Raw genomic sequence first — 23233 nt, 5'->3', positions numbered from 1 at the left:
GGCCATACCGCACTTGGGTTTTCAGTACAGATGGGTGGCCAGATGCCCCAGCGGAAGCCCGAGCTGCCAGGCCGGTGTCCACACCTGCGGCCCTTCCGTCTCCCCGGCCGGGCCGGTGTCCCCGCCCGGGGACCGGTCGGCGCGCGCGGGACCCATGGCGTCGAGATCGGCCGCCAGCAGCTCCGTCTCCTCCAGCCACCGCCAGGCGGCACCCGCCAGCTCCAGATCCGGATCGCAGTTCCGCGAGCCGGACTCGAAGGCCGCCGCCTCCAGTCGGTCCAGCCGGGCGCAGACCCAGTCGCGCCAGCTCGTTCCGTACGCCGTCAGTGAGCGCCACTCGTCCATCCGGGCCACGACGCGGGGGCCCGCCACCGGTCCTTCGGAGAGAAAGATGGTCAGGGCCAGCGCGTCCCGGCCGGCCCGGTACTCCAGAGTCGTGGGCGGCATCAGATCGCCGGTGCGCAGCAGCTCGTCGGCGATGTACTCGGCGTACATCCAAGCCATGGGCACCAGCAGACCGCCACCCGCCCCTTCGGTACATTCCGGACGCATTGCTTTTCCGCCTTCCTTTCCCCGAAGCCTCCTTCAGGGAGCATTGAACCGGCGGCGGCCGCCCCGCGTGGCCAGAAGGGCAGGATCGGACGGCGGACGGGAGCGGATTGTGACGGGTGTGGCCGGCGGTGCCGCGGACGGCGGTGGAACGGGGGATTCCGGCGAGGGGGCGGCCGGTTCCGGCCGCTGCCCCGGTCCGTCGCGCCCGGAGCCGGGGCCGGGTCCGCGGGGGCCGGTGGGCCCGGAGCCGCGGGGTCCGCATGTGCGCGGGCTGCTCGGTGCCTATGTGCTCGGGGCGCTGGCGCCGGCGGAGGACCGGCGCGTCGCGGACCATCTCGCCGGCTGCGACCCGTGCGGCGCGGCCTACCTGGAGGTGGCCGACACGCCGTCGCTCCTCGCGCTCTGCGACGAGGACGACCTGCTGTAGCCGGGCAGCGAGCGGCCCAGCGCCCGTAGCGCGTAGTACGAGCGGGACTTGACCGTGCCCTCCGGTATCCCCAGCGCCCGCGCCGTCTCGTGCACGCTCAGCCCGCGGAAGTAGATCTGCACCAGCACCGCGCGGTGCTCCTGGCTCAGCGTCTTCACGGCCTCCCGTACGTCGAGCACCGCGACCGCGCTCTCCGTGGGGTCCTCCGGGTCGGGCGTGGCCGCGAGTATTCCGTCGCTGACCTCGAAGGGCCGGGCCAGCCGCGACCTGCGGGCGTCGATCGCCAGCCTGCGGCCGACGGTGAACAGCCAGGGCCGCATGGAGTCGAAGGGCCCGTCGAAGGCCTCGGGGTGCTGCCAGGCCCGTACGAGCGTCTCCTGCACCAGATCCTCGGCGCGCTGGCGGTCCCCGTGGGTCAGGCCCAGCAGGAAGTTCAGCAGGGCGGGTCCGTGCGCGCGCTGGAGCTCCGCCAGTGCCCGCTCGTCGGTCGTCTCCGTGGCCGTCGCGGTGGTCATCGTGAACGCCCTTTCCCGTCGGGGTCGCTGTGCTGCGGAGGGGCCGCCGCCCAGGTCCTGTCCGGCCGTATCCGAGCGCATGGCGGCGTCGAGGGACAGACGGAGCGCAGGGCTCTGCGACGAGCGGTCGCTCACTGCGGCGAGTGGTGCGGTGAACGGTCGGGTGGCGGCGTTCGGTCCCTTTCCTTCACCTTGTCGGCCTGGTGACTTGACATCCATTTATATGACTATATGGATTCATTGCGTTGATATCACCGAATGATCCCCTGAAGACGGAGTACGGCCATGACCAAGCGCATGCGACAGGGAGCGGTCGCCGCCGCCGCGGTGCTCCTCGGAACCGCGGCAGCCTGCGCGGGACCCGAGCGGCCCCCCACCCCCGACCGGCCGCCGCACCACGGCCCCGCCGCGGACGGCGCCGCTCCGCACCGCGGATTCACCCTCGTCGCCTCGGGCGATGTCCTTCCGCACGACTCCGTCATCGACCAGGGGGAGTCCGACGCGGAGGGCGAGGGCTATGACTTCGCGCCGATGTTCGCCGCCGTGAAGCCGGTCGTCTCGGGCGCGGACGTGGCGATCTGCCACATGGAGACGGTGTACGGCGAGGAGGGCGGCCCGTACAGCGGCTATCCGTCCTTCGTGTCCCCGCCGGAGATCGCCCAGGGCCTCAAGGACACCGGCTACGACTCGTGCTCCACCGCCTCGAACCACAGCCTGGACGACGGGGCCGACGGCGTACGCCGTACCCTCGACGCCCTCGACAAGGCGGGCGTCCGGCACGCGGGCTCGGCCCGCTCGGTCGCCGAGTCCATGCGCCCGGCCCTGATGAAGGCGGGCGGTGCGAAGATCGCCCAGCTCGCGTACACCTTCGGCACCAACGACAACCCGTTCCCCGAGGACCAGCCCTGGGCGGTCGGTCTCATCGACGACGAGCAGATCGTCGCCGACGCCCGCGCGGCCCGGAGCGCCGGGGCCGATGTCGTCGTGGTGAGCCTGCACTGGGGCACGGAGTGGCAGACCGAGCCCGACGAGGAGCAGCTCGCCCTGGGCAAGAAGCTCACCGCCTCCCGCAGCGGCGGCCGGCCCGACATCGATCTGATCCTCGGCACCCACGCGCATGTCCCGCAGCCGTACGAGAAGGTCAACGGCACCTGGATCATCTACGGGATGGGCGACCAGGTCGCCGGCACGATGACCAATGACGGCGGCGAGCTGGACGACCGCGGCAACCACGGCTCGATCGGGCGCTTCACCTTCGCGCCGCCCGCGGAGAAGGGCGGGCGCTGGCAGGTGAAGAAAGCCGAGTTCATCCCGCAGATGATGGACCTGGACACCCTGCGGGTGGTCAATCTGCCGGAGGCGGTACGGCGCGATCCCGGGCGGGAGGACTACCGCGAGATCCAGTCGGACATCAGCGAGGCGGTCCTCAGCCGCGGCGCGAAGGCGGCCGGGCTGAGGATGGGCCGCTGACACGGCGGGAATCGCCCGCCCGGCGACCAGGAACACAGCACCGGCCCGTCCGGCGATCGGAGGACATCGCTACCGCGGAGAAGCCCCTCAGCGTCTCGCTGAGGGGCTTCTCCGGGTCTCGGGTCCGGTCCTGCGGGGTCCTACGGGACGACTGTCACCGGCCAGCGGCCCGACTTGACCAGCCGTACCGCCACCGAGCCGATGATCCGGTGCCCCGCCGACTCCGAGGCGCCCACCACCACCGCGTCGGCCTTCAGCTCGTCGGCCGCGGTGACCAGCCCGTTGTACGGGTCGCCATGGAAGGTGTGGAACTCCCAGCGGACGTCCCAGACATCCTTGACCCGCTCTATCGCCTCCCGGATCTCCTGCATGAGTTCCTCGGCGATCTCGCTGGTCGTGTCCGAGACCGGGGCGCCCAGGGCCGCGCCCGCCGCGAGCACCGGCTGTACGTAGACGATGGCGAGCAGCGCGTTCTGCCGGCGGGCGAGACCGCCGGCGTACGAAGCCGCGCGGAACGAGGACTTCGACCCGTCCACACCGACGACGATCACCTTCGGGCCGTCGGTGCCGCGTTCGAATCTGGTGGGCTGCTGGGTCACGGACGCAGGCTATCCGTTTCCGGTGACGGGGGCGCATGGGGGAGGCCCCTGTGATCGGCCGCGATTGTGGCCGGACCGGGCATCCGTGAGAGACTTTCGCTCCCTTTGACACGCGGTGTCCTGGGCCGTGACGGTGCTCATCCCATCGGGTGCTTTCATCCGGCTTCGGGGTGTTGCTGAGCGGTGGGAACCATCCGCCGTGCGAGCCATTGGTCATGAAAAAGGATCAGATGATTCCAGGGCGGCGAGCTGTCCTGCGGGTCGCCGCCTGCCTCGGCGCCGCCCTCGTCGCCCGGATGTTCACCGCGGGCCAGGCCCAGACGCCCGGCCCCCCTGTGGTCCCGGCCCCGCAGGCGGGTGCCAAGGACGCCGTGGAGGCGGCGGGCGCGAAGGCGAGCCCCCCGCTCAAGCCCTCCGCGTACCGGCTCCAGCCCATGACCGAGGGCCCCCCGCTCGGCTTGCGCAGAGCCTCGCCGCCGGTACGCAAGAAACCCCTCCTGAACCTGCCCGAACTGGGCAGGAGCATGGTGCTCACCTTCGACGACGGACCCGACCCCCGCTACACCCCGGGCATCCTGCGCACCCTGCGCACCTATGACGTCCGGGCGATGTTCTTCGTCTGCGGCGGGCAGGCCGAGGAGTACCCGGATCTGCTGCGGGAGATCGCCGACGACGGGCATGTGGTGTGCAACCACACCTGGAGCCATCCGCTCATGCCCAGTCTGCGGCCGTCGAGTATCCGCAAGGAGATGGGCAGGACCAGCGAGGTGATCGAGGAGATCGTCGGCACCGCGCCGCTCTGGTACCGGGCACCGTACGGCGCCTGGAACAAGCACTCCTTCGAGATCGGCGCCGAACTGGGCATGGAACCCCTCGCCTGGACCGTCGACACCCTTGACTGGAACACCCCGGGCACGAAGTCGATCGTCGACAAGGTGCTGGACGGCGCGGGCCCGGGGGTGGTGGTGCTGTCGCACGACGCGGGCGGCAACCGCTCGCAGAGCGTGGCGGCTCTCCGTACCTATCTGCCCAAGCTGCTGAAGAGCGGCTACCGCATCGCGGTGCCGCACCGATGAGGGACGCCCGCCCGGGCGGGCGGCGGGAGATACGCACCGTACGTACCGATGGGCCGGCCGGCCCGAGTGAGCCGGCCGGCCCCATTTGTTTCCCCTCCCGGGGCCGTGCCGGAGCCGTCAGCGCGTCCCGATCAGGCGGGCGAAGACGACGACATTGCCCGCGTACCCGGCGGACTTCGAGTAGCCGCCGCCGCAGGTGATCACCCGCAGCTCGGCATGGCCGGTGTCGCCGTAGACCCGGGCGCCGGGGAAGCCGTTCTTGGCGAAGACCTCGACCCCGTAGATCTCGAACACCGCGGTCCGGTTGTCGAACCGGGTCACCTCGATGTGCTGGCCCTTCTCCAGCGAACCGAGTGCGTAGAAGACGGCCGGTCCCGCCTGGTTGTCGACATGGCCCACGACCACCGAGGTGCCGCGCTGGCCCGGCGCGATGCCGTTCTGGTACCAGCCGGCGAGATTGGGGTCCCGCGGCGGCGGGGCCGCGATCCAGCCGTCCGAGTCGAGCCCGACATCGACGACCGGGGTGTCGACCTTGATCGCCGGGATCCGCAGCCGCGCCATCGGGGCGTACGGCAGGGGCTTCACGATCGGCATCGTGTGCGCGGCCGCCGCGGCCGGGTCCGGACGCCCGAGACCGGCCGCCGATGCGGGCTGCGGCGGCCCCAGCGAGACATCCAGTCCGTTGCGCATCAGGGCGATACCGGTGAGCATGACGAGAGCCAGAACGCCCCAGGGCGACCGCAGTCTCGACTCCGGAGCGTAATGGGCCTTGGCCATAGTTCTCCCTTCGTGGGGGTCTGCTCGCACGGTAAGCGCGCGGGTCCCGGTCCGCGATCAGAGGCGGGCGAACGGGTGGCGGGACCCCCCGCGCTGACCCATCCGAGTAATCGGCATATAAAAACTTCTGACGGTCGGTGACCTGCGCCTCCATCGGGCCTGGCGCCTTCCGGTCGGCGTGTCGGCTCACCGGGGTGGACCAGTGCCGAAGTGCGGCGATGGGGTTGCGCGGTGATGGTTCGTCATGGAAGGCGTACTCGTCGAATCTCCCGGAGCACCGCTTTGGGGCGTCTTCCGCTGGAGGTTCAACGATGCGTGCTTCACGCGCTCTCGCGGTGTCCGCGGCCGCCTGCGCGGCCGTGGCGCTCTCCGCCCCACTGGCCGCCGCCACGGACGGTCCGAGGAATGTCACCGTCAACCCGTTCTCGGTCCATCAGGGCGGCAGGATCGAGATCACCGTCCAGGGCTGCGGCCACGGCGGGACTGTCACGTCCAACGCCTTCCGGCGGGTCGAGCTGTCGGTCAATCCGTCGGGGCACTCCAGGGCAGTGGCGCGGATCCACGACGATGCCACTCCCGGCCGCTACAACCTCGCCGTCAAGTGCAGCGACAACAACCGGGTCGAGACCCACCAGTTCGAGGTGCTCGCGGGGCGCGGCGCACTCGGCGGGCTCGGCGGTTCCATCGGCCCCAGCTCCACGGAGATGGCGGTCGGCGGCGGGCTGGTCGCCACGGCGGCCGTCGGTGGTTCCCTGTTCGTCGCGCGCCGCCGTCGGCTCACCGGTGCGGGGGTCTGACCGGCCCTACGGTCCGGTCCTCGCGGGGGCCGGAGCGCCCCGCATGCCCGTCGCCCCGAGTCCAGGCGGAGGACTCGGGGCGACGGGATTCCTGGCTGCCTTCCCGGCGGAGGAGTGGGTACGGGACGGTTCCGGCCGGTGTGCGGTCAGTGGCCACGGTGCTCCGCGCGCCGCCGGATGGCGTAGACGGTCCCCGTGATGCCGGCCACCACCAGCGCCGTACCGGTGACGATCTCGGCCATGTTCATTCCGCCGATGCTGCCGCCGAGGCCGCCCCTGACACCTCCGGGCGAGCTGACGGTGCCCGCGGGCGCCGGTACGGCCGCGGTGGTTCCCGTGGTCCCCGTGGGGACCGGTACGGGGGCCGGTGTCCTGGCGGAGTTGGAGACGGCGACGGTGGTCTTCGCCGAGACGCCGTTGCAGGTGAAGGTCACCTCGTAGCGGGCGCCCGCCTTGGCGTCCCAGTCGACGGTGGCCGTCGCCGTGCGGCCGGAGGGGATGGTGACGGTGTCGAAGACCCCGGAGGAGGCGGTGGCGGGCGTGCTGCACTTGGTGACGGCCAGCGTCACCCGGCCACCGGGCGCGACCGTGGACGGGGTGATGCTGTATCCGAACGGCGCGTCGGCGGCGACGGCGGCAGGTGCGGTCAGGGCGAATGCGGCCACTCCCAGCAGAGCGGCGGACGCGGCACGTATCGCTCGCATGGTGAATCCTCCGGGTCCCGGGGAGCAGCGGCGGAACCGGTTTCCGCATATGTCGGCGAATGCTCCTCGTTGCCAGAAACGCTAAGAGCGCGTTATCACACTCGCGATCGCTGGCGGGCGAATGGGGCACGGGTGTCCCTCGTACGGCGGACACCCGTGTCCGATACGGCCCCCTTGACGGCCGGTGCCCTCAGCCTCCTGCCTGCGGGAACAGATCCAGGAACGGTGCCGCGGTCGCGGCGATCCCGCGGCCGTACGGCGCGTCGAAATCCCAGATGAGGAAGAGCAGGAAGGCGATCAGCGCGCTGAAGAGCCCCGCCAGCAGCAGTTCACGGAACGTACGGCGGATCTGGAGCACGAAGATCAGCCCCACCGTGACCACCGCGCCGGTGATCAGACCGAACCAGACCACCCATGGCATCGTCGCCCCCGCGTTCCCCCCACGCGCCCCTCTGGCGTCGTCGGCGGCGGCCACCTCGTCCACCAGCGGCTGGTACGCCTGCCCCTCCAGCTCGGTCTTCGGGGCGTACTGCGTGACATCGCGCCGCAGTTGGTCGAACAGCCGGGTGCCCTCCGCGCTGAGGGCCTCGTGCTCGGCCATGTACGGCCACTCGCGGTGGACGACATACGAGACGTACGCGTCGACGTCGTCGCGGATCCGGTCCCTGACCACGGCCGGGTAGACCTGGACCCGCTGCCGGATCTCGTGCAGGGACTGGGCCTCCTGGCGTACCGACTCCTGGGCGGCGCTGCGCCCCTCCCAGACACCGGCGATCGCCAGGCCCAGCACGATCGCGTAGATCACGCCGATCATCATCGTCATGTACTCCATGACGTCCGGTGTCCCGGAGGGATCGTCGTCGTCAGGGATACGGCGGTTGTTGATGACGACGATGGTGAGGACGACCGCGCAGGCGGCGGCCATCGCGATGCTCAGGACGAGCCATTCCGACATGGATTCTCCGTGGATCAGCGGGAGCGGGGACGCAGGACGGCGACGGCCAGGACGGCGGGGGCCGTGATCAGGAGCATCAGCGAGACCAAGGAGGGCCCGCCGCCGGGCTGGTCACGGGTCGCCTTGCGGTACGCGGGCAGGGGCACCCGGGACGGCGAGGGGCTCGCCGAGGGCGTCGGCGGCGGCTTCGGGGACGGCCGTACCGGGCTCGGCGCCGGCTTCCGTACGGGCACGGGCGCCGGCGGAACCGGCCGTGGCGTCCTGGCAGCGGGCCGGACGGGCACCGGCTTCGGCGTGACACTCGGGGCCGGCGGAGGCGTCGGCTTCGGCGTCGGCCGGGGCGTCGGTGTCGGCGGGGCGGGCGGCTCCGGAGGCGTGGGCGTGGGCGTCGGAGGCGGCGGCGATGGCGAGGGCGAGGGAGATGGCGAAGGCGACGGTGTGGGCGGCTCCGGGGACGGCGAAGGTGTCGGCGTCGGGCAATGGCGGCCGCCGACCGACACGGACACCACGAGATGGTGCCCATGGGGCCCCACCGAGGCGTACACGCAGGTATGCGCCGCGGCCGGCGTGGGCACGGCCGACAGCCATATGAGTGCGACGGCAGCCGACAGCCGTCCGACGAGCGATCCATACACGGCAGGAGCCTGTTCCCCGGCCGGCCGCGGCACGCCGGAACGCACTCGGATTCGCCCGTTTGGGGGATTTGGGCTCCAGCACGTTTGAGTGCCGGAAGTTTTTTCAAGCCGCGTTGAACGCTGCGGTGCACCCGGCCCGTACTAAGGGCCATGAACGGCGCACCCGGGCGCAGCAAACGGATCAACTGGCTTACGAGCAACGGGAGTTGACATGAACACCTGGCGGAACGCCTCGCTCGCGGTGACCGCGGCGGCCGTACTGGCCCTGACGACGGCGTGCGGTCAGGAGCAGGGCACCGACACCGGCCTGTCCGTCGGCGCCGCCAAGCCGGCCGACGCCGGCTACGGAGCGGACAGCGGCTACGGCGCCGACACGGGCGCCGCGGTGGCCAAGAAGGCGGGTCAGCTCGCCGTGTGGGACAGCAAGGAACTCGGCGAAGTCGTCACCGACAGCGAGGGGTTCACGCTCTACCGCTTCGACAAGGACACGGCCGAGCCGCCCACCTCGAACTGCGAGGGCGACTGTGCCACCGCCTGGCCCGTGGTCTCCCCGGACGGAGCCAAGGCGGCGCCCGGCACCGACCCCGAGCTGCTCGGCGAGATCACCCGCGCCGACGGCACCAAGCAGCTCACCATCGCGGGCTGGCCGATGTACCGGTACGCCAAGGACACCAGCCCCGGCGACGCCAACGGCCAGGGTGTGGGCGGCACTTGGTTCGCCTCTGCCCCCGACGGCAAGAAGGCCGCCCCCGCCGACGCCTCCGGTGCGGGCTCGGACGACGAGGTGACCGCCGGTGATCTCCCGGGCCTGTCCGTCCGCAAGGACCCCAAGCTCGGCGACATCGTGGTGGATTCACAGGGAATGACGGTGTACCGGTTCAAGAAGGACACCGCGTGGCCGATGTCGACGGCCTGCACCGGCGAGTGCCTGGACAAGTGGCCGGTCGTCGAGCCCGTCGACAAGAATGACACCGAAGGCATCACCAAGAAGGGCTTCGTGACCTTCGACAGGCCCGATGGAATCAAGCAGCAGACCATGGACTGCTGGCCGCTCTACACCTTCAGCGGCGACGCAAAGCCGGGCGACACCAATGGCCAGGGCGTGGGCGGCACCTGGTACGCGGTTTCCCCGAATGCCAAGCTGGTCGGAGCACCCAAGTAGTCCCCACACCGTGCTCCGGCCCCACCGGTCCGCCGTCGCGCCCCTCCCGCGCGACGGCGGACCTTAGGGCCTCTCGTTTGGGTCTGGCTGGGCTCGCGTGCCCTGGCACCGCGCCTCGCGGCGTTGTCGTCAGTCGACGACGCTCCGCGTCGCCTCCCTCCTCCGCCTTGCGATCCACGGCACCAGACCCCGCTCCCTGATCCAGCCAGACCCAAACGAAAGGCCCTAGCCGCACGTGCCGTCGGCCTGTGACCAAGAACGGACCGCTAATTTCCGTTTGGGCTCGCTCTCTTGGCGGTCGATCAGTAGCCTCGGCTCGAACAACCGGCCAGGTACTTGGCCGCGACCCGTGGCTACGTGTTGGAGACATCGATGGAGCGTCCCGCCTGGGCCCCGCGAGGCATCGACATATCGGTGCCGAGCGTTTCCCGCATTTACGACTACTATCTGGGCGGTTCGTACAATTTCGAGGTGGACAGGGAAGCCGCGCGCAAGGCAATGGGGTTCATGCCGGGGCTGCCCAAGATCATGAAGGCGAACCGGGCGTTCATGCGCCGCGCTGTCGAATTCGCGCTGGCCGAAGGCGTCTCGCAGTTTCTCGACATCGGTTCCGGCATTCCCACCTTCGGTAATGTCCATGAAGTCACCCAGACCGCGCACCCCGAAGCCCGGGTCCTTTATGTCGACCACGACCCCGTCGCCGTCGCCCACAGCAGGGCGGTGCTCGAAGGCAACGGGAACGCCGCCGTCGTGAGCGCAGATCTCCGCAAGCCCGGACAGATCCTCACCAGCCCCGAGGCACGCCAACTCCTCGACCCCGAGCAGCCGGTGGCCCTGCTGCTCGTCGCCGTCCTGCACTTCCTGGAGGACGCGGACGACCCGTACGGCGCGGTGGCCGAGCTGCGCGACGCGCTCGCGCCCGGCAGTCTGCTCGTCCTCACCCACGCCTCGTACGACCGCCTTCCGGTGTCGCGCGAGCAGGCGGGCGGCGCCGTCGATGTCTACCGGGACATCCGCAGTCCGCTGGTGATGCGGAGCCGTGAGGAGACCGCCCGGTTCTTCGACGGCTTCGAACTCGTCGAGCCCGGTCTGGTGGCCATGCCCGAGTGGCGCCCCGAATGCCCCGTCGCCCAGGAGGACCCGTACGCCTTCGCGGGCTTCGCCGGAGTGGGACGCAAGGCGTGATGGTGCCGTCGCAGCCGGCGGGCTCCGCGGCGGACCCGGACGGCCCGGAAGACAGACTCAGACGGTTCGCCACGATCTGGAGCCGGGCGGTCTTCCCCGCCGCGGCCACGTCCCTGACCCGCCCCGAGTTCGAGACCCAACTGACGCCCCTGGCCCGGGAGCTGAAGGACGCGCTGCACGCGCGCCCCTTCGACACCGCGCCCGCGGCCCGCGTCGGCGCCGCCCTGGTGGCCGCGCACTGCACCGACCCCGAGGTGCTCACCCGTACCCTCGGCGTTGTCGACTCGTACCTGGTCCTGTACTGCGGTACGGACGAGCTGCCCGGCGAGGAGAGCCGGGCCCGCTGCGCCCGCCTCCAGCACTCCCTCGCCGCGGGCTTCGCCCAGGCGCTGCGCGAGCGCACCCTCGCCGAGCAGGAGGCCATCGCCCGCTCCGCGCTCTCCGCGCGTAGCCACGCCGAGGAGGCGCTGCACGCCACCGAGACGCGCTTCCGCGCGGTGTTCGAGGGCGCGGCCTTCGGCATCGGCATCGCCGACCTCGACGGCAATGTGCTGGAGGTTAACGACACCCTCACCGAGATGTTCGGCGGACTCGAACACCATGTCCGCAGCAGGAATGTGAGCGAGTGGGGCCACCCCGAGGACGTACCGCACTTCTGGCGGATGTACGGCGAGCTGGTCCGCGGCGAGCGCGAGCACTTCCGCGCCGAGAAGCCCTTCTACCGCAATGACGGCACCGTCCTCTGGACCAATCTGACGGTCTCGCTGCTCCGCGACGCCGAGGGCGCCCCGCAGTACCAGCTCGCGCTGATGGAGGACACCACCGAGCGGCGGCTGCTCAATCTGCGGCTGCGGTACGAGGCCACACACGACGCCCTGACCGGACTGCCCAACCGGACCCTGTTCTTCGAGCGTCTTGAGAAGACGCTCTCCGCCGCCGAGAGCGCCCGCTTCGGCCTCTGCTACCTCGATCTCGACGGCTTCAAGGCGATCAACGACAGCCTCGGCCACGCCTCGGGCGACCGGCTGCTGGTCGAGGTCGCGGACCGGCTCCAGAGCTGCGCGACCGCGCCCGGCGAGATGGTGGCCCGGATCGGCGGCGACGAGTTCGTGGCGCTGACGACGGGACCGGACACCGAGCGCGCGGTGGCCGATCTCGCCTCCCGGATCCTGGGCGCGCTGGCCACCCCGATCCTGCTGGACGGCCGGGAGTTCACCGTACGGGGCAGTATCGGCATCGTGGAGGGGCTCGCCGCCGAACACAGCCCCGCCGAGGTGCTGCGCAGCGCGGACATCACCATGTACCGGGCCAAGGCGGCGGGCGGCAACCGCTACGAGCTGGCCGACCCGGAGGCCGACGCCCGCGCCATCACCCGGCACGGACTGACGACCGCGCTGCCGGCCGCCCTGGAGCGCGGTGAGTTCTTCATCGAGTACCAGCCGCTGGTCCATCTCGACGACGGGACGGTGCACGGCGCGGAGGCGCTGGTGCGCTGGTCGCATCCGCAGCACGGAGTGCTCGGCCCCGACCGGTTCATCCCGCTCGCCGAGCACACCGGGCTGATCGTGCCGCTCGGGCGCTGGGTGCTGGAACAGTCCGTACGGCAGGCCATGTTCTGGCACCAGACGCGCCCCGCGGGCACACTCGGCGGCCCGCTGCGCATCAATGTGAACCTCTCCCCGGCCCAGCTCCACCACCCCGGCCTCGTCGCCGACACGGTGGAGGTGCTGGAGCGGATCGGTCTGCCGCCGGGCTCGCTCTGTCTGGAGGTGACCGAGTCGGCGCTGATCGGCGCCGACGAGGACCTGCTCAAGCCGCTGCGCCAGCTCGCAGAGATGGGTGTCGACATCGCGCTCGACGACTTCGGGACCGGCTACTCGAACCTGGCCAATCTGCGCAGGCTGCCGGTGAGCGTCCTCAAGCTCGACCGCTCCTTCACCCAGGGGATGCAGCAGCATCCGGCGGACCCGGTCGATCTGAAGATCGTGGAGGGGATCGTCTCGCTCGCGCACAGCCTGGAACTGGCGGTCACGGTCGAGGGGGTGGAGACCGGGGCACAGGCGGAGCATCTGCGGCGGCTCGGCTGCGACACCGCGCAGGGCTGGTACTACGCCAGGCCGGGGCCGCCCGAGCAGCTTCACACGCTGTCGCTCGCGGACGCGGTCTGAGCGGGCGCGGTCTGACCGGACGTCGTCCGAGCTGACGCGGACGGGCCGGGGGTACGAGACGTGCTCCGGGCCCGTCCGAGGGTGGCGGTCTGCGTGGCCAGCAGCACCTTCTGGAGTTCGCGGGCGGCGCGCGGCGGGGCGACATCGCTGCGGTGGGCGAGCGCGATCGTACGGCGGAGCCCCGGCCTCGCCAGCGCCGTGACCCGCAGATCGCGCGCCCGCGCCGCCACCATGCTCGGTACGACCGCCAGGCCGAGTCCGGCCCGTACAAAACCGAGGACGGCGTCCATCTCGCCGCCCTCCACGGTGAACGACGGCTCGAATCCGGCGGCCCGGCAGGCCGCCACGGTCAGCTCGCGCAGGTCGTAGCCGTGCCGGAACATCACCAGCGGCTCGCCCTCCAGATCGGCGATCCTGAGCGGGCGGTCCGGGGGCGCGACGGCGGCCGACGAGACCACCACCAGGTCCTCGTGCAGCAGCTCGACCGTGGTCAGCGCGGGGGACGCGGACGGCAGGGGCAGCACCACCAGCGCCAGATCCAGTGCGCCGCGCGCCAGCTCCCGTACCAGATCGTGCGAGCCGCTCTCCTCGATCAGCAACTGGATGCCCGGATGCAGATCGTGGAAGGTGCGCAGCACATCGGGCAGCAGGCCCGTGCACACACTGGGTGTCGCGCCCAGCCTGACCCGGCCGCGCCGCAACTGCGCCAGCTCCTGCACCTCGTGCCGGGCGGTCTCGGTGTCGGCCAGGATCCGCCGGGCCAGCGGCAGCAGCGCCTCGCCCGCGTCGGTGAGCGCGACATTGCCCCGGGCACGGCTGAACAGCTCGGCCCCCAGCTCCTTCTCCAGCGCCCTGATCTGCTGCGAGAGGGACGGCTGCGAGACATGGACCCGCTCGGCGGCGCGGGTGAAGTGCCGGGTCTCGGCGACGGCCACGAAGTAGAGGAGCTGCTGGAACTGCATGGAAGCCAGAATAGATCGCGCGATAGGCACGGGCTATGGAGATGAGCCGGACCATGTCTTGGACCACTCGGCTTCCCCCCGCCTAGCGTGCTGTACATGGCGCTGGCAACGCGGGGGACGGACCAACGGCCGTCCATGACCCGCACCCTCTGGGGATCCACGATCGGAAAGAAAACGGTCATGGCCGTAAGCGGCCTGATCATGCTCGGCTATCTGGTCGCGCACATGCTGGGCAATCTCAAGATCTTCTTCGGGCCGCCCGAGTTCAACGGGTACGCGCACTGGCTGCGCACCCTGGGCGAGCCCGTCCTGCACTACGAGTGGGCGCTGTGGATCGTCCGTACGGTCCTGGTCGTCGCCGTCGTGCTGCACGCGGTCTGCGCGTACCAGCTCAGCCGCCGCGACATCGCCGCCCGTCCGAGCAAGTACGTGCACAAGCGCCCGCGCGCCGGCTATGCCACGAGGACCATGCGCTGGGGCGGGATCATCCTCGGCCTGTTCATCGTCTGGCACATCCTCGATCTGACGACCGGCACCGTGCACCCCGGGGGCTTCCAGCCCGGCCATCCGTACCAGAACGTCGTGGACACCTTCTCCACCTGGTACGGGAACGCCATCTACATCATCGCGATGCTCGCGCTCGGCCTGCACATCCAGCACGGCTTCTGGAGCGCCGCGCAGACCCTCGGCGCGGGCAGCGCCACCCGCGAACGCGCCCTGAAGACCACGGCCACCGCGCTGGCGGTGGCGCTGACCGCGGGCTTCATCGCCGTACCCGTCACCGTCATGACCGGAGTGGTGAGCTGAGCATGGACACAAGCCGTGAGCAGAGCCTGAACGAACCCGCCGCGCCTGCCGCACCCGCTGGACCCACTGAATCCCCTGAACCTGTCCACTACGCCGACTACGCGCACTACACCGTCGGCGAGCCCGTCACCGACACCAAGGCGCCGGACGGGCCCATCGCCGAGCGCTGGAACCGGCGCCGTTTCGAAGCGAAGCTGGTGAACCCCGCCAACCGCCGCAAGCACACCGTGATCGTCGTCGGTACGGGTCTGGCGGGCGGCGCCGCGGGCGCCACCCTCGCCGAACAGGGCTATCACGTCGTCCAGTTCTGCTATCAGGACTCACCACGCCGCGCCCACTCCATCGCCGCGCAGGGCGGTATCAACGCCGCCAAGAACTACCGCAACGACGGCGACTCCATCCAGCGGCTCTTCTACGACACCGTGAAGGGCGGCGACTTCCGGGCCCGCGAGTCCAATGTGCACCGGCTCGCCGAGGTCTCGGTCGAGATCATCGACCAGTGCGTCGCCCAGGGCGTCCCCTTCGCCCGGGAGTACGGCGGACTCCTCGACACCCGCTCCTTCGGCGGCGTCCAGGTCTCCCGTACGTTCTACGCGCGCGGCCAGACGGGCCAGCAGCTCCTGCTCGGTGCCTACCAGGCGCTGTCCCGGCAGATAGCGGCGGGCGCCGTCGAGATGCATCCGCGCACCGAGATGCTCGACCTGATCGTCGTCGACGGCCGGGCCCGCGGCATCGTCGCCCGCGACCTCGTCTCCGGCAAGATCTCCACCTACTTCGCGGACGCCGTCGTCCTCGCCTCGGGCGGCTACGGCAATGTCTTCTATCTCTCGACCAACGCCAAGAACAGCAACGCCACCGCGGTCTGGCGCGCCCACCGGCGCGGTGCCCACTTCGCCAACCCCTGCTTCACCCAGATCCACCCCACCTGCATCCCGCGCTCCGGCGACCACCAGTCCAAGCTCACCCTGATGAGCGAGTCGCTCCGCAACGACGGCCGGATCTGGGTGCCCCTCGCGCGCGGCGACCGGCGCCCGCCGGCCGAGATCCCCGAGGCCGAGCGGGACTACTACCTGGAGCGGATCTACCCCTCCTTCGGCAATCTCGTCCCCCGCGACATCGCCTCGCGCGCCGCGAAGAACGTCTGTGACGAAGGGCGCGGGGTCGGCCCCGGCGGCCAGGGCGTCTATCTGGACTTCGCCGACGCCATCGCCAGGCTCGGCCGCAAGGCCGTCGAGGAGAAGTACGGCAATCTCTTCGAGATGTACGAGCGGATCACCGCCGAGGACCCGTACGAAGTGCCCATGCGCATCTACCCGGCGATCCACTACACCATGGGCGGGCTGTGGGTCGACTACGACCTCCAGACCACCGTGCCGGGCCTGTTCGCGATCGGCGAGGCCAACTTCTCCGACCACGGAGCCAACCGGCTCGGCGCGTCCGCGCTGATGCAGGGGCTGGCCGACGGCTACTTCGTCCTGCCGTCCACCATCAACGACTACCTCGCCCGCAATCCGCGCCACGAGGAGATCGACGACAGCCATCCGGAGGTCGCCGAGGCCGTCGCCGACACCGAGGACCGGCTGCGGCTGCTGCTCGCCGTGGACGGCGACCGTACGCCCGACTCGTTCCACAAGGAGATCGGCGAACTGCTCTGGGACCACTGCGGTATGGCGCGGACCGAGGAAGGCCTGCGCAAGGCGCTCGACCGGATCCCGCAGATCCGCGAGGAGTTCTGGCGCCGGATCAAGGTGCCGGGCACCGGCGAACAGCTCAACCAGGCGCTGGAGAAGGCCAATCGCATCGTCGACTATCTGGAACTGGCCGAGCTGATGTGCCTCGACGCGCTGCACCGTACGGAGTCCTGCGGCGGCCACTTCCGCGAGGAGTCGCAGACCGAGGGCGGCGAGGCGGCCCGCCGCGACGACGCGTTCTCGTACGCCGCCGCCTGGGAGTTCGCCGGGACCGGCGCCGCGCCCGTCCTGCACAAGGAAGACCTCGTCTTCGAGTACGTCCACCCCACCCAGCGGAGCTACGCATGAGGCTCACCCTGCGCGTCTGGCGCCAGCCGGACGCGGACACCCCCGGTGCCATGGTCACCTACGGCATCGACGGCATCTCCGAGGACATGTCGTTCCTGGAGATGCTCGACACGCTCAACGAGGAGCTGATCCTCGCGGGCGACGAGCCGGTCGCCTTCGACCACGACTGCCGTGAGGGTATCTGCGGCGCCTGCGGAGTGGTCATCAACGGCGACGCGCACGGCCCCGAGCGCACCACCACCTGCCAGCTCCATATGCGGCACTTCAAGGACGGCGACACCATCGATGTCGAGCCCTGGCGGGCCGGGGCGTTCCCGGTGGTCAAGGACCTGGTGGTGGACCGTTCCGCCTTCGACCGGATCATCGGCGCCGGCGGCTACATCACCGCCCCGACCGGCTCCGCCCCCGAGGCCCATGCCACCCCGGTGCCCAAGCCCGCCGCCGACTTCGCCTTCGAACACGCCGAGTGCATCGGCTGCGGCGCCTGTGTCGCGGCCTGCCCCAACGGTTCGGCGATGCTCTTCACCTCGGCCAAGGTCAACCACCTCAACACCCTTCCGCAGGGCGCCCCCGAGCGCGAGACCCGGGTCCTGGACATGGTCGCCACCATGGACGAGGAGGGCTTCGGCGGCTGCACCCTCACCGGTGAATGCGCCACGGCCTGCCCGAAGGGCATTCCGCTGCCGTCGATCGCGGCGATGAACAAGGAATGGCTGAGGGCGGCCCGCAAGGTCTCACGCTGACAGGGCAGGTCTCACGCTGACACACGCGGGGGCCGCAGACCCAGGAGGGCCGCCAGGCGCTCGTACGAGTCCAGCAGGGCGCCGCCGTCGTACGTACTGGTCGTGACCAGATACTCGTCGGCGGCGCTGCACGCCAGCAGCTTGTCCAGGCCGGCCGCCACCTCGTCCTCCGTCCCATGGAGCTGGCCGCGCCACGCCGTCTCGTACAGCGCCTGCTCCCGGGTGGTCATCGGGGTGGCGAGGACGGTGTCGACGGGGACGAGCGGCGGGAACGAGCCGTGGGTGCGGGAGTACGCGGTGGACCACGCCTCCGGGAGCAGCAGCCGGCGGGCCTCCTCGGTGGTGGGCGCGACCGCGACCGTACCGGAGAGCACCACATAGGGGCGCTCGCTCCAGACGGAGGGGCGGAAGTCCTCGCGGTACATGTCGATCGCCCGCAGCATCGCGTCCTCGCCCCGCGCCGGCGCGATGACCAGCGGCAGCCCGGCCTCGGCGGCGACCCGGGCGCCCTTTCCGGTGGCCAGTACGAAGGCGGGCGGGCGCAGCCCCTCGGCGGGCAGGGCATGGACCTGGGGATGAGCGCTCTGGGTGCCGGTGAAGTAGCCGAGCAGCTCGGTGAGCCGGCCGGGGAAGTCGTCGGCGTCCCGCTTGTCCCGGCCCAGCGCCGCGCGTATCCCGTCGGTGAATCCCACGGAACGGCCGAGCCCCATGTCGATCCGGCCGGGGAAGAGCGACTCCAGCACCCCGAACTGTTCGGCGACCACCAGCGGTTGATGGTTGGGCAGCATGACGCCGCCGGTGCCGACGCGGATGGCGGAGGTCGCGGCGGCGACGGCGGCCGCCAGCACGGTCGGCGCGGACCCCGCGACGCCCGGCACGCTGTGGTGCTCGGACACCCAGAAGCGGTGGTAGCCGAGCGCCTCGATCCGCTGGGCGAACCGTACGGTGTCGCGCAGCGCGAGGGGGGCGGCCTGGCCGTGCCGGGTGCGGGAGCGGTCGAGTACGGAGAACGGGATGCGGGCGATGCTGCTCACGCATGATGTAACACGCGGCCCGGGCCAGGATTCCCGGGGGCGGTGTCCTCAAGCGCCGGGCAGGCTCCTGCGCTGTGTCCTCGATCGCCGGACGGGCTCATTCCGAGCCCCCGCGCTCACTCGTCGCCTTCGAGACGGAACCCGACCTTCAGGCCCACCTGGAAGTGCTCGATGTCGCCGTCCTCGATATGGCCGCGTACCTCCGTCACCTCGAACCAGTCCAGGCCCCGCAGGGTCTGGGCCGCGCGGTTGATGCCATTGCGGATCGCGTCGTCGATGCCCTCGTGCGACGTGCCGTAGATCTCGGTGACCCGGTAGGTGTGGTGGGGGTGGTGGTTGTGGTGGGACATGGGCTCGCCCTCCTCCCTCACTCCACCGTGCCCCACCACGCCGCGCTCCGCGAGGCGTCCGCGTCCGGTGCCGGGCGGTCCCCGGCCGCGCCGCCCAGCGCCAGCCGCGAGACGATGCGGTAGCGGTCGCCGCGGTAGAGGGAGCGTACGTACTCGACGGGCTGGCCCGAGGCGTCCGAGGTGATCCGGTCGAAGAGCAGCGCGGGCGAGAGCACCGGCACCCCCAGCAGCTCCGCCTCGTCCTCGCTGAGCACGGTCGGCTCGATCGACTGCACGGCCTCGGCCATCCTGATCCGCCGCTCCTCACGCAGATACGCGTAGAACCCGGACTCCATCCGCTCCGGTGTCAGCCCGGGCACCAGCTCGGCGGGGATATGGAGATACTCCAGGGCGACAGGACCGCCGTCCACGAACCGCAGCCGCGCCACATACACCACCTCGGCGGCGGGCGACATCCGCAGCCTGCGCCCCACCCGGGCGCCCGCCCCGGCCGTACGGAACTCCAGCACCCGGGCCGACCAGGCCCCCGGCGCCCGGGGCGCCGAGGCCGAGCGGTCCTCGGCGACCAGCTCCTGGGTGATCTTCGCGGGCGCCACGAACATGCCGCGGCCGTGCTCGCGGACCAGCAGTCCGGTGGCGACGAGTTCGTCCACCGCCGTCCGCAGGGTGGGGCGTGAGACCCCCAGCTCCGCGCAGAGCGTGCGCTCGGACGGGATGGCCTCGCCCGGCCGCCGTGTGTCGACAAGACCGAGCAGATACTCCCGTACCCGCTCCCGCTTGAGCACCGGATGCACCGGCGGTACGGGGTGCACCGGCTGGTCCGGCCGCTCCGGGTGAGGGGTACGGGTCTCGCGCACGGGCCCTCCCGGTGAGCCGTCGGAAGCTGCGGTCAGTATGCATCACCCGTCGTGGACGAGGTGATGATGCCGTCGTGGGCGAAATCGCCCGGCGGAATGCCCGGATGGTGGCCGTCCTGCCGGGAGCGGGCCGGCCCGGTGCCCAGGGCCAGCCGGGAGACGATCCGGTAGCGGTCGCCCCGGTACAGGGAGTGGACGTACTCGACGGGGCGGCCCGAGGTGTCGAGCGTGAGGCGTTCGATCAGCAGGGCGGGGGAGAGCACCGGCACCCCGAGGACCTCGGCCTCGGACTCGCTGACCACCGTCGGTTCGATCGACTGGGTGGCCTCGTGCACGGAGAGCTGGTGATGCTCCCTCAAGTGGTCGTACAGCTCGCCCGATTCGAGTTCCTGCGGGGTCAGCGCCGGGGCGAGTTCCGCGGGGATGTGGAGATGCTCGATGGCGATGGGGGAGCCGTCGACCAGCCGCAGCCGGGCGATGTAGATCAGCTCGGCGGCGGGGGAGACGCGCAGTTTGCGGCCGATCCTGGCGCCCGCCCGGAAGGTCGTACGTTCCAGGATGCGGCTCGACCAGGTGCCGGAGGCGCGGGGGACGACGAACGCCGTGTCCTCCGGGGTGAGTTCCTGGGTGATCTTGGCGGGGGCGACGAACATCCCGCGGCCGTGCTCCCGTACGAGCTGTCCGGTGGCGACGAGTTCGTCGACGGCGGTGCGCAAGGTGGGGCGGGAGACACCGAGTTCGGCGCAGAGGGCGCGCTCGGAGGGGATCGCGTCCCCCGGGCTGCCCGCCTCGATCAGACCGAGCAGATGCTCCCGTACCCGCTCGCGCTTGAGCACCGCACCCGACGGGCCACCTGACGGGCCCCCCGACGAGCCGCTCCCCATGGGCATGACCTCTTCCGTCCCTTGTGCTCTGTCCCCGATGACCCCGATACGACCCTGACTGGTCATATGACCCGGACGGGGCAACTGGTAAACACCATCGTAACCAAGCGCGCCATGATCCCTGCGACAGTTCCCACCACACCCGCCAACAGCGCCTGCTTTCCGGGGGCTTGACGCCGACATTGGTCCATGCCACCTTCTGCTCACACACCTTACCACTTGACCAATTGGTAAATCCCTATCGAGGTGGCCCGTGAAGATCCGCTTCATCGCCGGTTCCGCAGCGCTCGCCGCGGCCCTGGCCCTCAGCGCGTGCAGCTCCTCCCCGGGCGCCGGCGCCGGTCCGGAGAGACTCACCGTCTGGATCATGAAGGACAGCGTCACCGAGGACTTCCTCAGCCGCTTCACCGAGGACTTCGAGCGGCAGCACAAGGACATCGCCCTGGACATCCAGATCCAGGAGTGGGACGGCATAGGCGAGAAGGTCACCGCGGCCCTCGCCAGCACCGACGCCCCCGATGTGATCGAGGTCGGCAATACACAGGTCGCCCAGTACGCCGCCAGCGGCGGGGTCAAGGACCTCACCGACCGTACGGAGGAGCTGTCCGGCAAGGACTGGCTGCCGGGGCTGGCCGGACCGGGGAAGATCGACGGCAAGCAGTACGGCATCCCCTGGTACGCGGCCAACCGGGTCGTCCTCTACCACAAGGACCATTTCGCCAAGGCCGGTATCACCACCCCGCCGGCCACCCAGGACGCCTGGCTCGCCGACACGGCGAAGCTCAACAAGGGCGGGATCCAGGGCATCTATCTCCCGGGCCAGAACTGGTACACCCTCGCCGGCTTCATCTGGGACGAGGGCGGCGATCTCGCGACCCGGTCCGGCGGACAGTGGAAAGGCACGCTCGACACCCCGGGGGCCCTCGCCGGAATGGACTTCTACCGGCGCCTCCAGGCCCTGGGCAAGGGCCCCAAGGACTCCGACGAGGCCAAGCCCCCGCAGGCCGAGGTCTTCGCCAAGGGCGATGTCGCCCAGATCATCTCCGTCCCCGGCGGAGCGAAGATCATCGAGGAGACCAATCCGGCCCTCAAGGGAAAGATCGGCTTCTTCCCCGTGCCGGGCAAGACCGCCAACAAGCCGGGCGCGGTCTTCACCGGCGGTTCCGATCTGATCGTGCCGGAGGCGTCCGCCCACCAGGACGCCGCCTATGAGGTGATCAAGGCCCTCACCGGCGACACCTGGCAGACCGACATGGCCAAGACCATGAGCTATGTCCCCAACAGGACCTCCCTCGCGGGGGCCGTCGCCGGCAGCGAGTCCACCGCCGCCATGGCCGCGGGCGCCGCACAGGGCCGTGCCACCCCCAACTCCCCGCAGTGGGCGGCGGTCGAGGCCACCAATCCGATCAAGCAGTACATGACCGCCGTACTCACCGGAACCGACCCGGTGAAGGCCGCGAAGGACGCGTCGGACAGCATCACCAGGACCCTCGGCTCATGAGTACGGCCGGCACGGCCCGCACGGCCCCCGAGGCCGGCCGGGTCCCCGGGGCGCTCTGGCCGTATCTGCTGATCGCGCCCACCGTGCTCGGCACCGCCTATCTGCTCGTCTACCCCCTCGTCCGCAATCTGGTCATCTCGTTCCAGACCTACGGCATGGGCGAACTCATCCGCGGCGGCGCCCCGTTCGCCGGGCTCGCCAACTACCGGGAGATCCTGGCCGACCCCGTCTTCTGGGAGGTCGTACGGCGGACCTTCTGGTGGACCGCGGTCAATGTCGTCCTGATCATGGTGCTGGCCACGCTCATCGCGCTGATGCTCCAGCAGCTCGGCCGGCGGACCCGGCTGCTGGTGATGAGCGGACTGGTGCTCGCCTGGGCCAGTCCGGTCATCGCCACCACCACCGTCTTCCAGTGGCTTTTCTCGTCCCGGCTCGGAGTGGTCAACTGGCTGCTCGTACGGCTCGGATTCGACTCGTACGAGAACTACTCCTGGTTCGCCGACGGCAGCGCGACCTTCGCAGTCCTGGTCCTGCTGGTCGTCTGGCAGTCCGTGCCGTTCGCCGCCATCACCCTGCACGCCGCGCTGCTCACCGTACCCGCGGAGCTGTACGAGTCGGCGCGGCTGGACGGCGCGGGCGCGGCCCGGATCTTCCGCTCGGTCACCCTGCCCGTGCTGCGGCCCCTCTTCGCGCTGGTGCTCTGCCTCGAAGTCATCTGGGTCTTCCGGTGCTTCGCCCAGATCTGGGCGATCAGCAAGGGCGGCCCGGGCGACGCGACGACCACCCTGCCCGTCTACGCGTACCGGATCGCCCAGTCCCTGCACCGCTACGACCTGGGAGCGGCGGCGTCCACCCTCACCGTGCTGCTGCTCGTCGGGGTGCTCGTCGTCTACTTCCGCCAGATGTTCCGGCAGGAGGGCGAGCTGTGAGCCCTGCCCGCCGGACCTCCCGGAGCGTGTCGCACCGCGCCCGGATACGCCGGATTCCGCTGCACGCCGCCGCGCTGCTGGTCTTCGTCCTCTCGGTCTTCCCCG

At 70.7% G+C, this 23233-nt stretch carries 24 protein-coding genes; 12 read left to right on the top strand and 12 right to left on the bottom strand.

Annotation, left to right across the window (positions count from 1 at the left end):
• Window positions 1-21: 21 nt before the first annotated feature.
• Window positions 22-552, bottom strand: a complete 531-nt coding sequence (locus ACFU9P_RS03015; protein ID WP_384077436.1) for a hypothetical protein — start codon at window positions 550-552, stop codon at window positions 22-24.
• A 109-nt stretch (window positions 553-661) separates the two neighbouring features.
• On the opposite strand from ACFU9P_RS03015, the gene ACFU9P_RS03010 reads away from it, so the two are divergent.
• Complete coding sequence (locus tag ACFU9P_RS03010; protein WP_384077434.1) at window positions 662-979, top strand: zf-HC2 domain-containing protein; 318 nt, start codon at window positions 662-664, stop codon at window positions 977-979.
• On the opposite strand, the gene ACFU9P_RS03005 is transcribed toward ACFU9P_RS03010, so the two are convergent.
• Entirely contained in the window at window positions 916-1494 is a 579-nt protein-coding gene (locus ACFU9P_RS03005; protein ID WP_376374804.1) for a sigma-70 family RNA polymerase sigma factor, read from the bottom strand. The genes ACFU9P_RS03010 and ACFU9P_RS03005 overlap by 64 nt on opposite strands.
• Before the next feature lie 285 nt (window positions 1495-1779).
• On the opposite strand from ACFU9P_RS03005, the gene ACFU9P_RS03000 reads away from it, so the two are divergent.
• Window positions 1780-2964 carry a CapA family protein gene (locus ACFU9P_RS03000; RefSeq protein ID WP_384077433.1) on the top strand — a complete coding sequence of 395 codons (1185 nt, stop codon included), beginning with the start codon at window positions 1780-1782 and terminating at the stop codon, window positions 2962-2964.
• A gap of 140 nt (window positions 2965-3104) precedes the next feature.
• Here ACFU9P_RS03000 and ACFU9P_RS02995 read toward each other — a convergent pair whose 3' ends face one another.
• The gene (locus ACFU9P_RS02995; protein WP_376374809.1) at window positions 3105-3563 is read right to left on the bottom strand and encodes a universal stress protein; all 459 of its coding nucleotides are present in this window, start codon (window positions 3561-3563) and stop codon (window positions 3105-3107) included.
• 215 nt (window positions 3564-3778) lie between these two features.
• Here ACFU9P_RS02995 and ACFU9P_RS02990 point away from each other — a divergent pair, with 215 nt between their 5' ends.
• The gene (locus ACFU9P_RS02990; RefSeq protein ID WP_376374812.1) at window positions 3779-4639 is read left to right on the top strand and encodes a polysaccharide deacetylase family protein; all 861 of its coding nucleotides are present in this window, start codon (window positions 3779-3781) and stop codon (window positions 4637-4639) included.
• Window positions 4640-4756: 117 nt separating this feature from the next.
• Here the strand turns inward: ACFU9P_RS02990 and ACFU9P_RS02985 are convergent, their stop codons facing one another.
• On the bottom strand, window positions 4757-5416 hold the full coding sequence (locus tag ACFU9P_RS02985) for a class F sortase (RefSeq protein ID WP_384077431.1): 660 nt from the start codon (window positions 5414-5416) through the stop codon (window positions 4757-4759).
• 311 nt (window positions 5417-5727) lie between these two features.
• Between ACFU9P_RS02985 and ACFU9P_RS02980 the strand changes: the two genes are divergently transcribed.
• On the top strand, window positions 5728-6213 hold the full coding sequence (locus tag ACFU9P_RS02980) for a hypothetical protein (protein WP_376374818.1): 486 nt from the start codon (window positions 5728-5730) through the stop codon (window positions 6211-6213).
• A 146-nt stretch (window positions 6214-6359) separates the two neighbouring features.
• Here ACFU9P_RS02980 and ACFU9P_RS02975 read toward each other — a convergent pair whose 3' ends face one another.
• The 3 genes from ACFU9P_RS02975 to ACFU9P_RS02965 all read right to left on the bottom strand — a co-directional run bounded on the left by ACFU9P_RS02975 (window position 6360) and on the right by ACFU9P_RS02965 (window position 8352).
• On the bottom strand, window positions 6360-6917 hold the full coding sequence (locus tag ACFU9P_RS02975; protein WP_376374822.1) for a hypothetical protein: 558 nt from the start codon (window positions 6915-6917) through the stop codon (window positions 6360-6362).
• Window positions 6918-7107: 190 nt separating this feature from the next.
• The gene (locus tag ACFU9P_RS02970) at window positions 7108-7872 is read right to left on the bottom strand and encodes a hypothetical protein (RefSeq protein WP_376374827.1); all 765 of its coding nucleotides are present in this window, start codon (window positions 7870-7872) and stop codon (window positions 7108-7110) included.
• A gap of 111 nt (window positions 7873-7983) precedes the next feature.
• A complete protein-coding gene (locus ACFU9P_RS02965) occupies window positions 7984-8352 on the bottom strand; it encodes a hypothetical protein (protein ID WP_384077428.1) in 369 nt (122 codons plus the stop codon).
• Window positions 8353-8718: 366 nt separating this feature from the next.
• Between ACFU9P_RS02965 and ACFU9P_RS02960 the strand changes: the two genes are divergently transcribed.
• The 3 genes from ACFU9P_RS02960 (at window position 8719) to ACFU9P_RS02950 (ending at window position 13022) form a co-directional block, all read left to right on the top strand.
• Complete coding sequence (locus ACFU9P_RS02960; RefSeq protein WP_376374832.1) at window positions 8719-9669, top strand: SCO0930 family lipoprotein; 951 nt, start codon at window positions 8719-8721, stop codon at window positions 9667-9669.
• Between the two features lie 372 nt (window positions 9670-10041).
• The gene (locus ACFU9P_RS02955) at window positions 10042-10854 is read left to right on the top strand and encodes an SAM-dependent methyltransferase (RefSeq protein ID WP_384077426.1); all 813 of its coding nucleotides are present in this window, start codon (window positions 10042-10044) and stop codon (window positions 10852-10854) included.
• Window positions 10851-13022 (top strand): putative bifunctional diguanylate cyclase/phosphodiesterase, encoded by a 2172-nt coding sequence (locus tag ACFU9P_RS02950; protein WP_376384945.1) that lies wholly within the window; start codon window positions 10851-10853, stop codon window positions 13020-13022. The genes ACFU9P_RS02955 and ACFU9P_RS02950 overlap by 4 nt, the downstream gene beginning before the upstream one ends.
• Here the strand turns inward: ACFU9P_RS02950 and ACFU9P_RS02945 are convergent.
• The gene (locus tag ACFU9P_RS02945; protein ID WP_384077424.1) at window positions 12992-13984 is read right to left on the bottom strand and encodes a LysR family transcriptional regulator; all 993 of its coding nucleotides are present in this window, start codon (window positions 13982-13984) and stop codon (window positions 12992-12994) included. The genes ACFU9P_RS02950 and ACFU9P_RS02945 overlap by 31 nt on opposite strands.
• A 96-nt stretch (window positions 13985-14080) precedes the next feature.
• On the opposite strand from ACFU9P_RS02945, the gene ACFU9P_RS02940 reads away from it, so the two are divergent.
• Genes ACFU9P_RS02940 through ACFU9P_RS02930 form a run of 3 tightly spaced genes read left to right on the top strand, consistent with a single transcriptional unit; the run spans window position 14081 to window position 17573 of the window.
• Window positions 14081-14791, top strand: coding sequence for a succinate dehydrogenase (locus tag ACFU9P_RS02940; RefSeq protein WP_384077422.1), 711 nt, complete (start codon window positions 14081-14083; stop codon window positions 14789-14791).
• 2 nt (window positions 14792-14793) lie between these two features.
• Window positions 14794-16830, top strand: a complete 2037-nt coding sequence (locus tag ACFU9P_RS02935) for a fumarate reductase/succinate dehydrogenase flavoprotein subunit (protein WP_384077420.1) — start codon at window positions 14794-14796, stop codon at window positions 16828-16830.
• Window positions 16827-17573 (top strand): succinate dehydrogenase/fumarate reductase iron-sulfur subunit, encoded by a 747-nt coding sequence (locus ACFU9P_RS02930; protein ID WP_217305413.1) that lies wholly within the window; start codon window positions 16827-16829, stop codon window positions 17571-17573. The genes ACFU9P_RS02935 and ACFU9P_RS02930 overlap by 4 nt, the downstream gene beginning before the upstream one ends.
• An 11-nt stretch (window positions 17574-17584) precedes the next feature.
• On the opposite strand, the gene ACFU9P_RS02925 is transcribed toward ACFU9P_RS02930, so the two are convergent.
• The 4 genes from ACFU9P_RS02925 to ACFU9P_RS02910 all read right to left on the bottom strand — a co-directional run bounded on the left by ACFU9P_RS02925 (window position 17585) and on the right by ACFU9P_RS02910 (window position 20704).
• Window positions 17585-18607, bottom strand: a complete 1023-nt coding sequence (locus ACFU9P_RS02925) for an MsnO8 family LLM class oxidoreductase (protein WP_384077418.1) — start codon at window positions 18605-18607, stop codon at window positions 17585-17587.
• A gap of 116 nt (window positions 18608-18723) precedes the next feature.
• Window positions 18724-18957 carry a dodecin gene (locus ACFU9P_RS02920; protein WP_376384931.1) on the bottom strand — a complete coding sequence of 78 codons (234 nt, stop codon included), beginning with the start codon at window positions 18955-18957 and terminating at the stop codon, window positions 18724-18726.
• 17 nt (window positions 18958-18974) lie between these two features.
• Window positions 18975-19751: a GntR family transcriptional regulator gene (locus ACFU9P_RS02915; RefSeq protein ID WP_384077905.1), complete on the bottom strand. Its 777-nt coding sequence runs from the start codon at window positions 19749-19751 to the stop codon at window positions 18975-18977.
• Window positions 19752-19846: 95 nt separating this feature from the next.
• The gene (locus tag ACFU9P_RS02910; RefSeq protein ID WP_384077416.1) at window positions 19847-20704 is read right to left on the bottom strand and encodes a GntR family transcriptional regulator; all 858 of its coding nucleotides are present in this window, start codon (window positions 20702-20704) and stop codon (window positions 19847-19849) included.
• Window positions 20705-20951: 247 nt separating this feature from the next.
• Here ACFU9P_RS02910 and ACFU9P_RS02905 point away from each other — a divergent pair, with 247 nt between their 5' ends.
• Complete coding sequence (locus tag ACFU9P_RS02905) at window positions 20952-22199, top strand: extracellular solute-binding protein (protein ID WP_384077414.1); 1248 nt, start codon at window positions 20952-20954, stop codon at window positions 22197-22199.
• Complete coding sequence (locus ACFU9P_RS02900; RefSeq protein ID WP_384077412.1) at window positions 22196-23128, top strand: carbohydrate ABC transporter permease; 933 nt, start codon at window positions 22196-22198, stop codon at window positions 23126-23128. The genes ACFU9P_RS02905 and ACFU9P_RS02900 overlap by 4 nt, the downstream gene beginning before the upstream one ends.
• Window positions 23129-23233: the final 105 nt, after the last annotated feature.

Origin of the sequence: Streptomyces sp. NPDC057617 (assembly GCF_042800555.1) — a bacterium.
Taxonomy (GTDB): domain Bacteria; phylum Actinomycetota; class Actinomycetes; order Streptomycetales; family Streptomycetaceae; genus Streptomyces.
The sequence above is the reverse complement of the archived record's forward strand: the minus strand, read 5'-3'. Positions and strand labels throughout refer to the sequence as shown.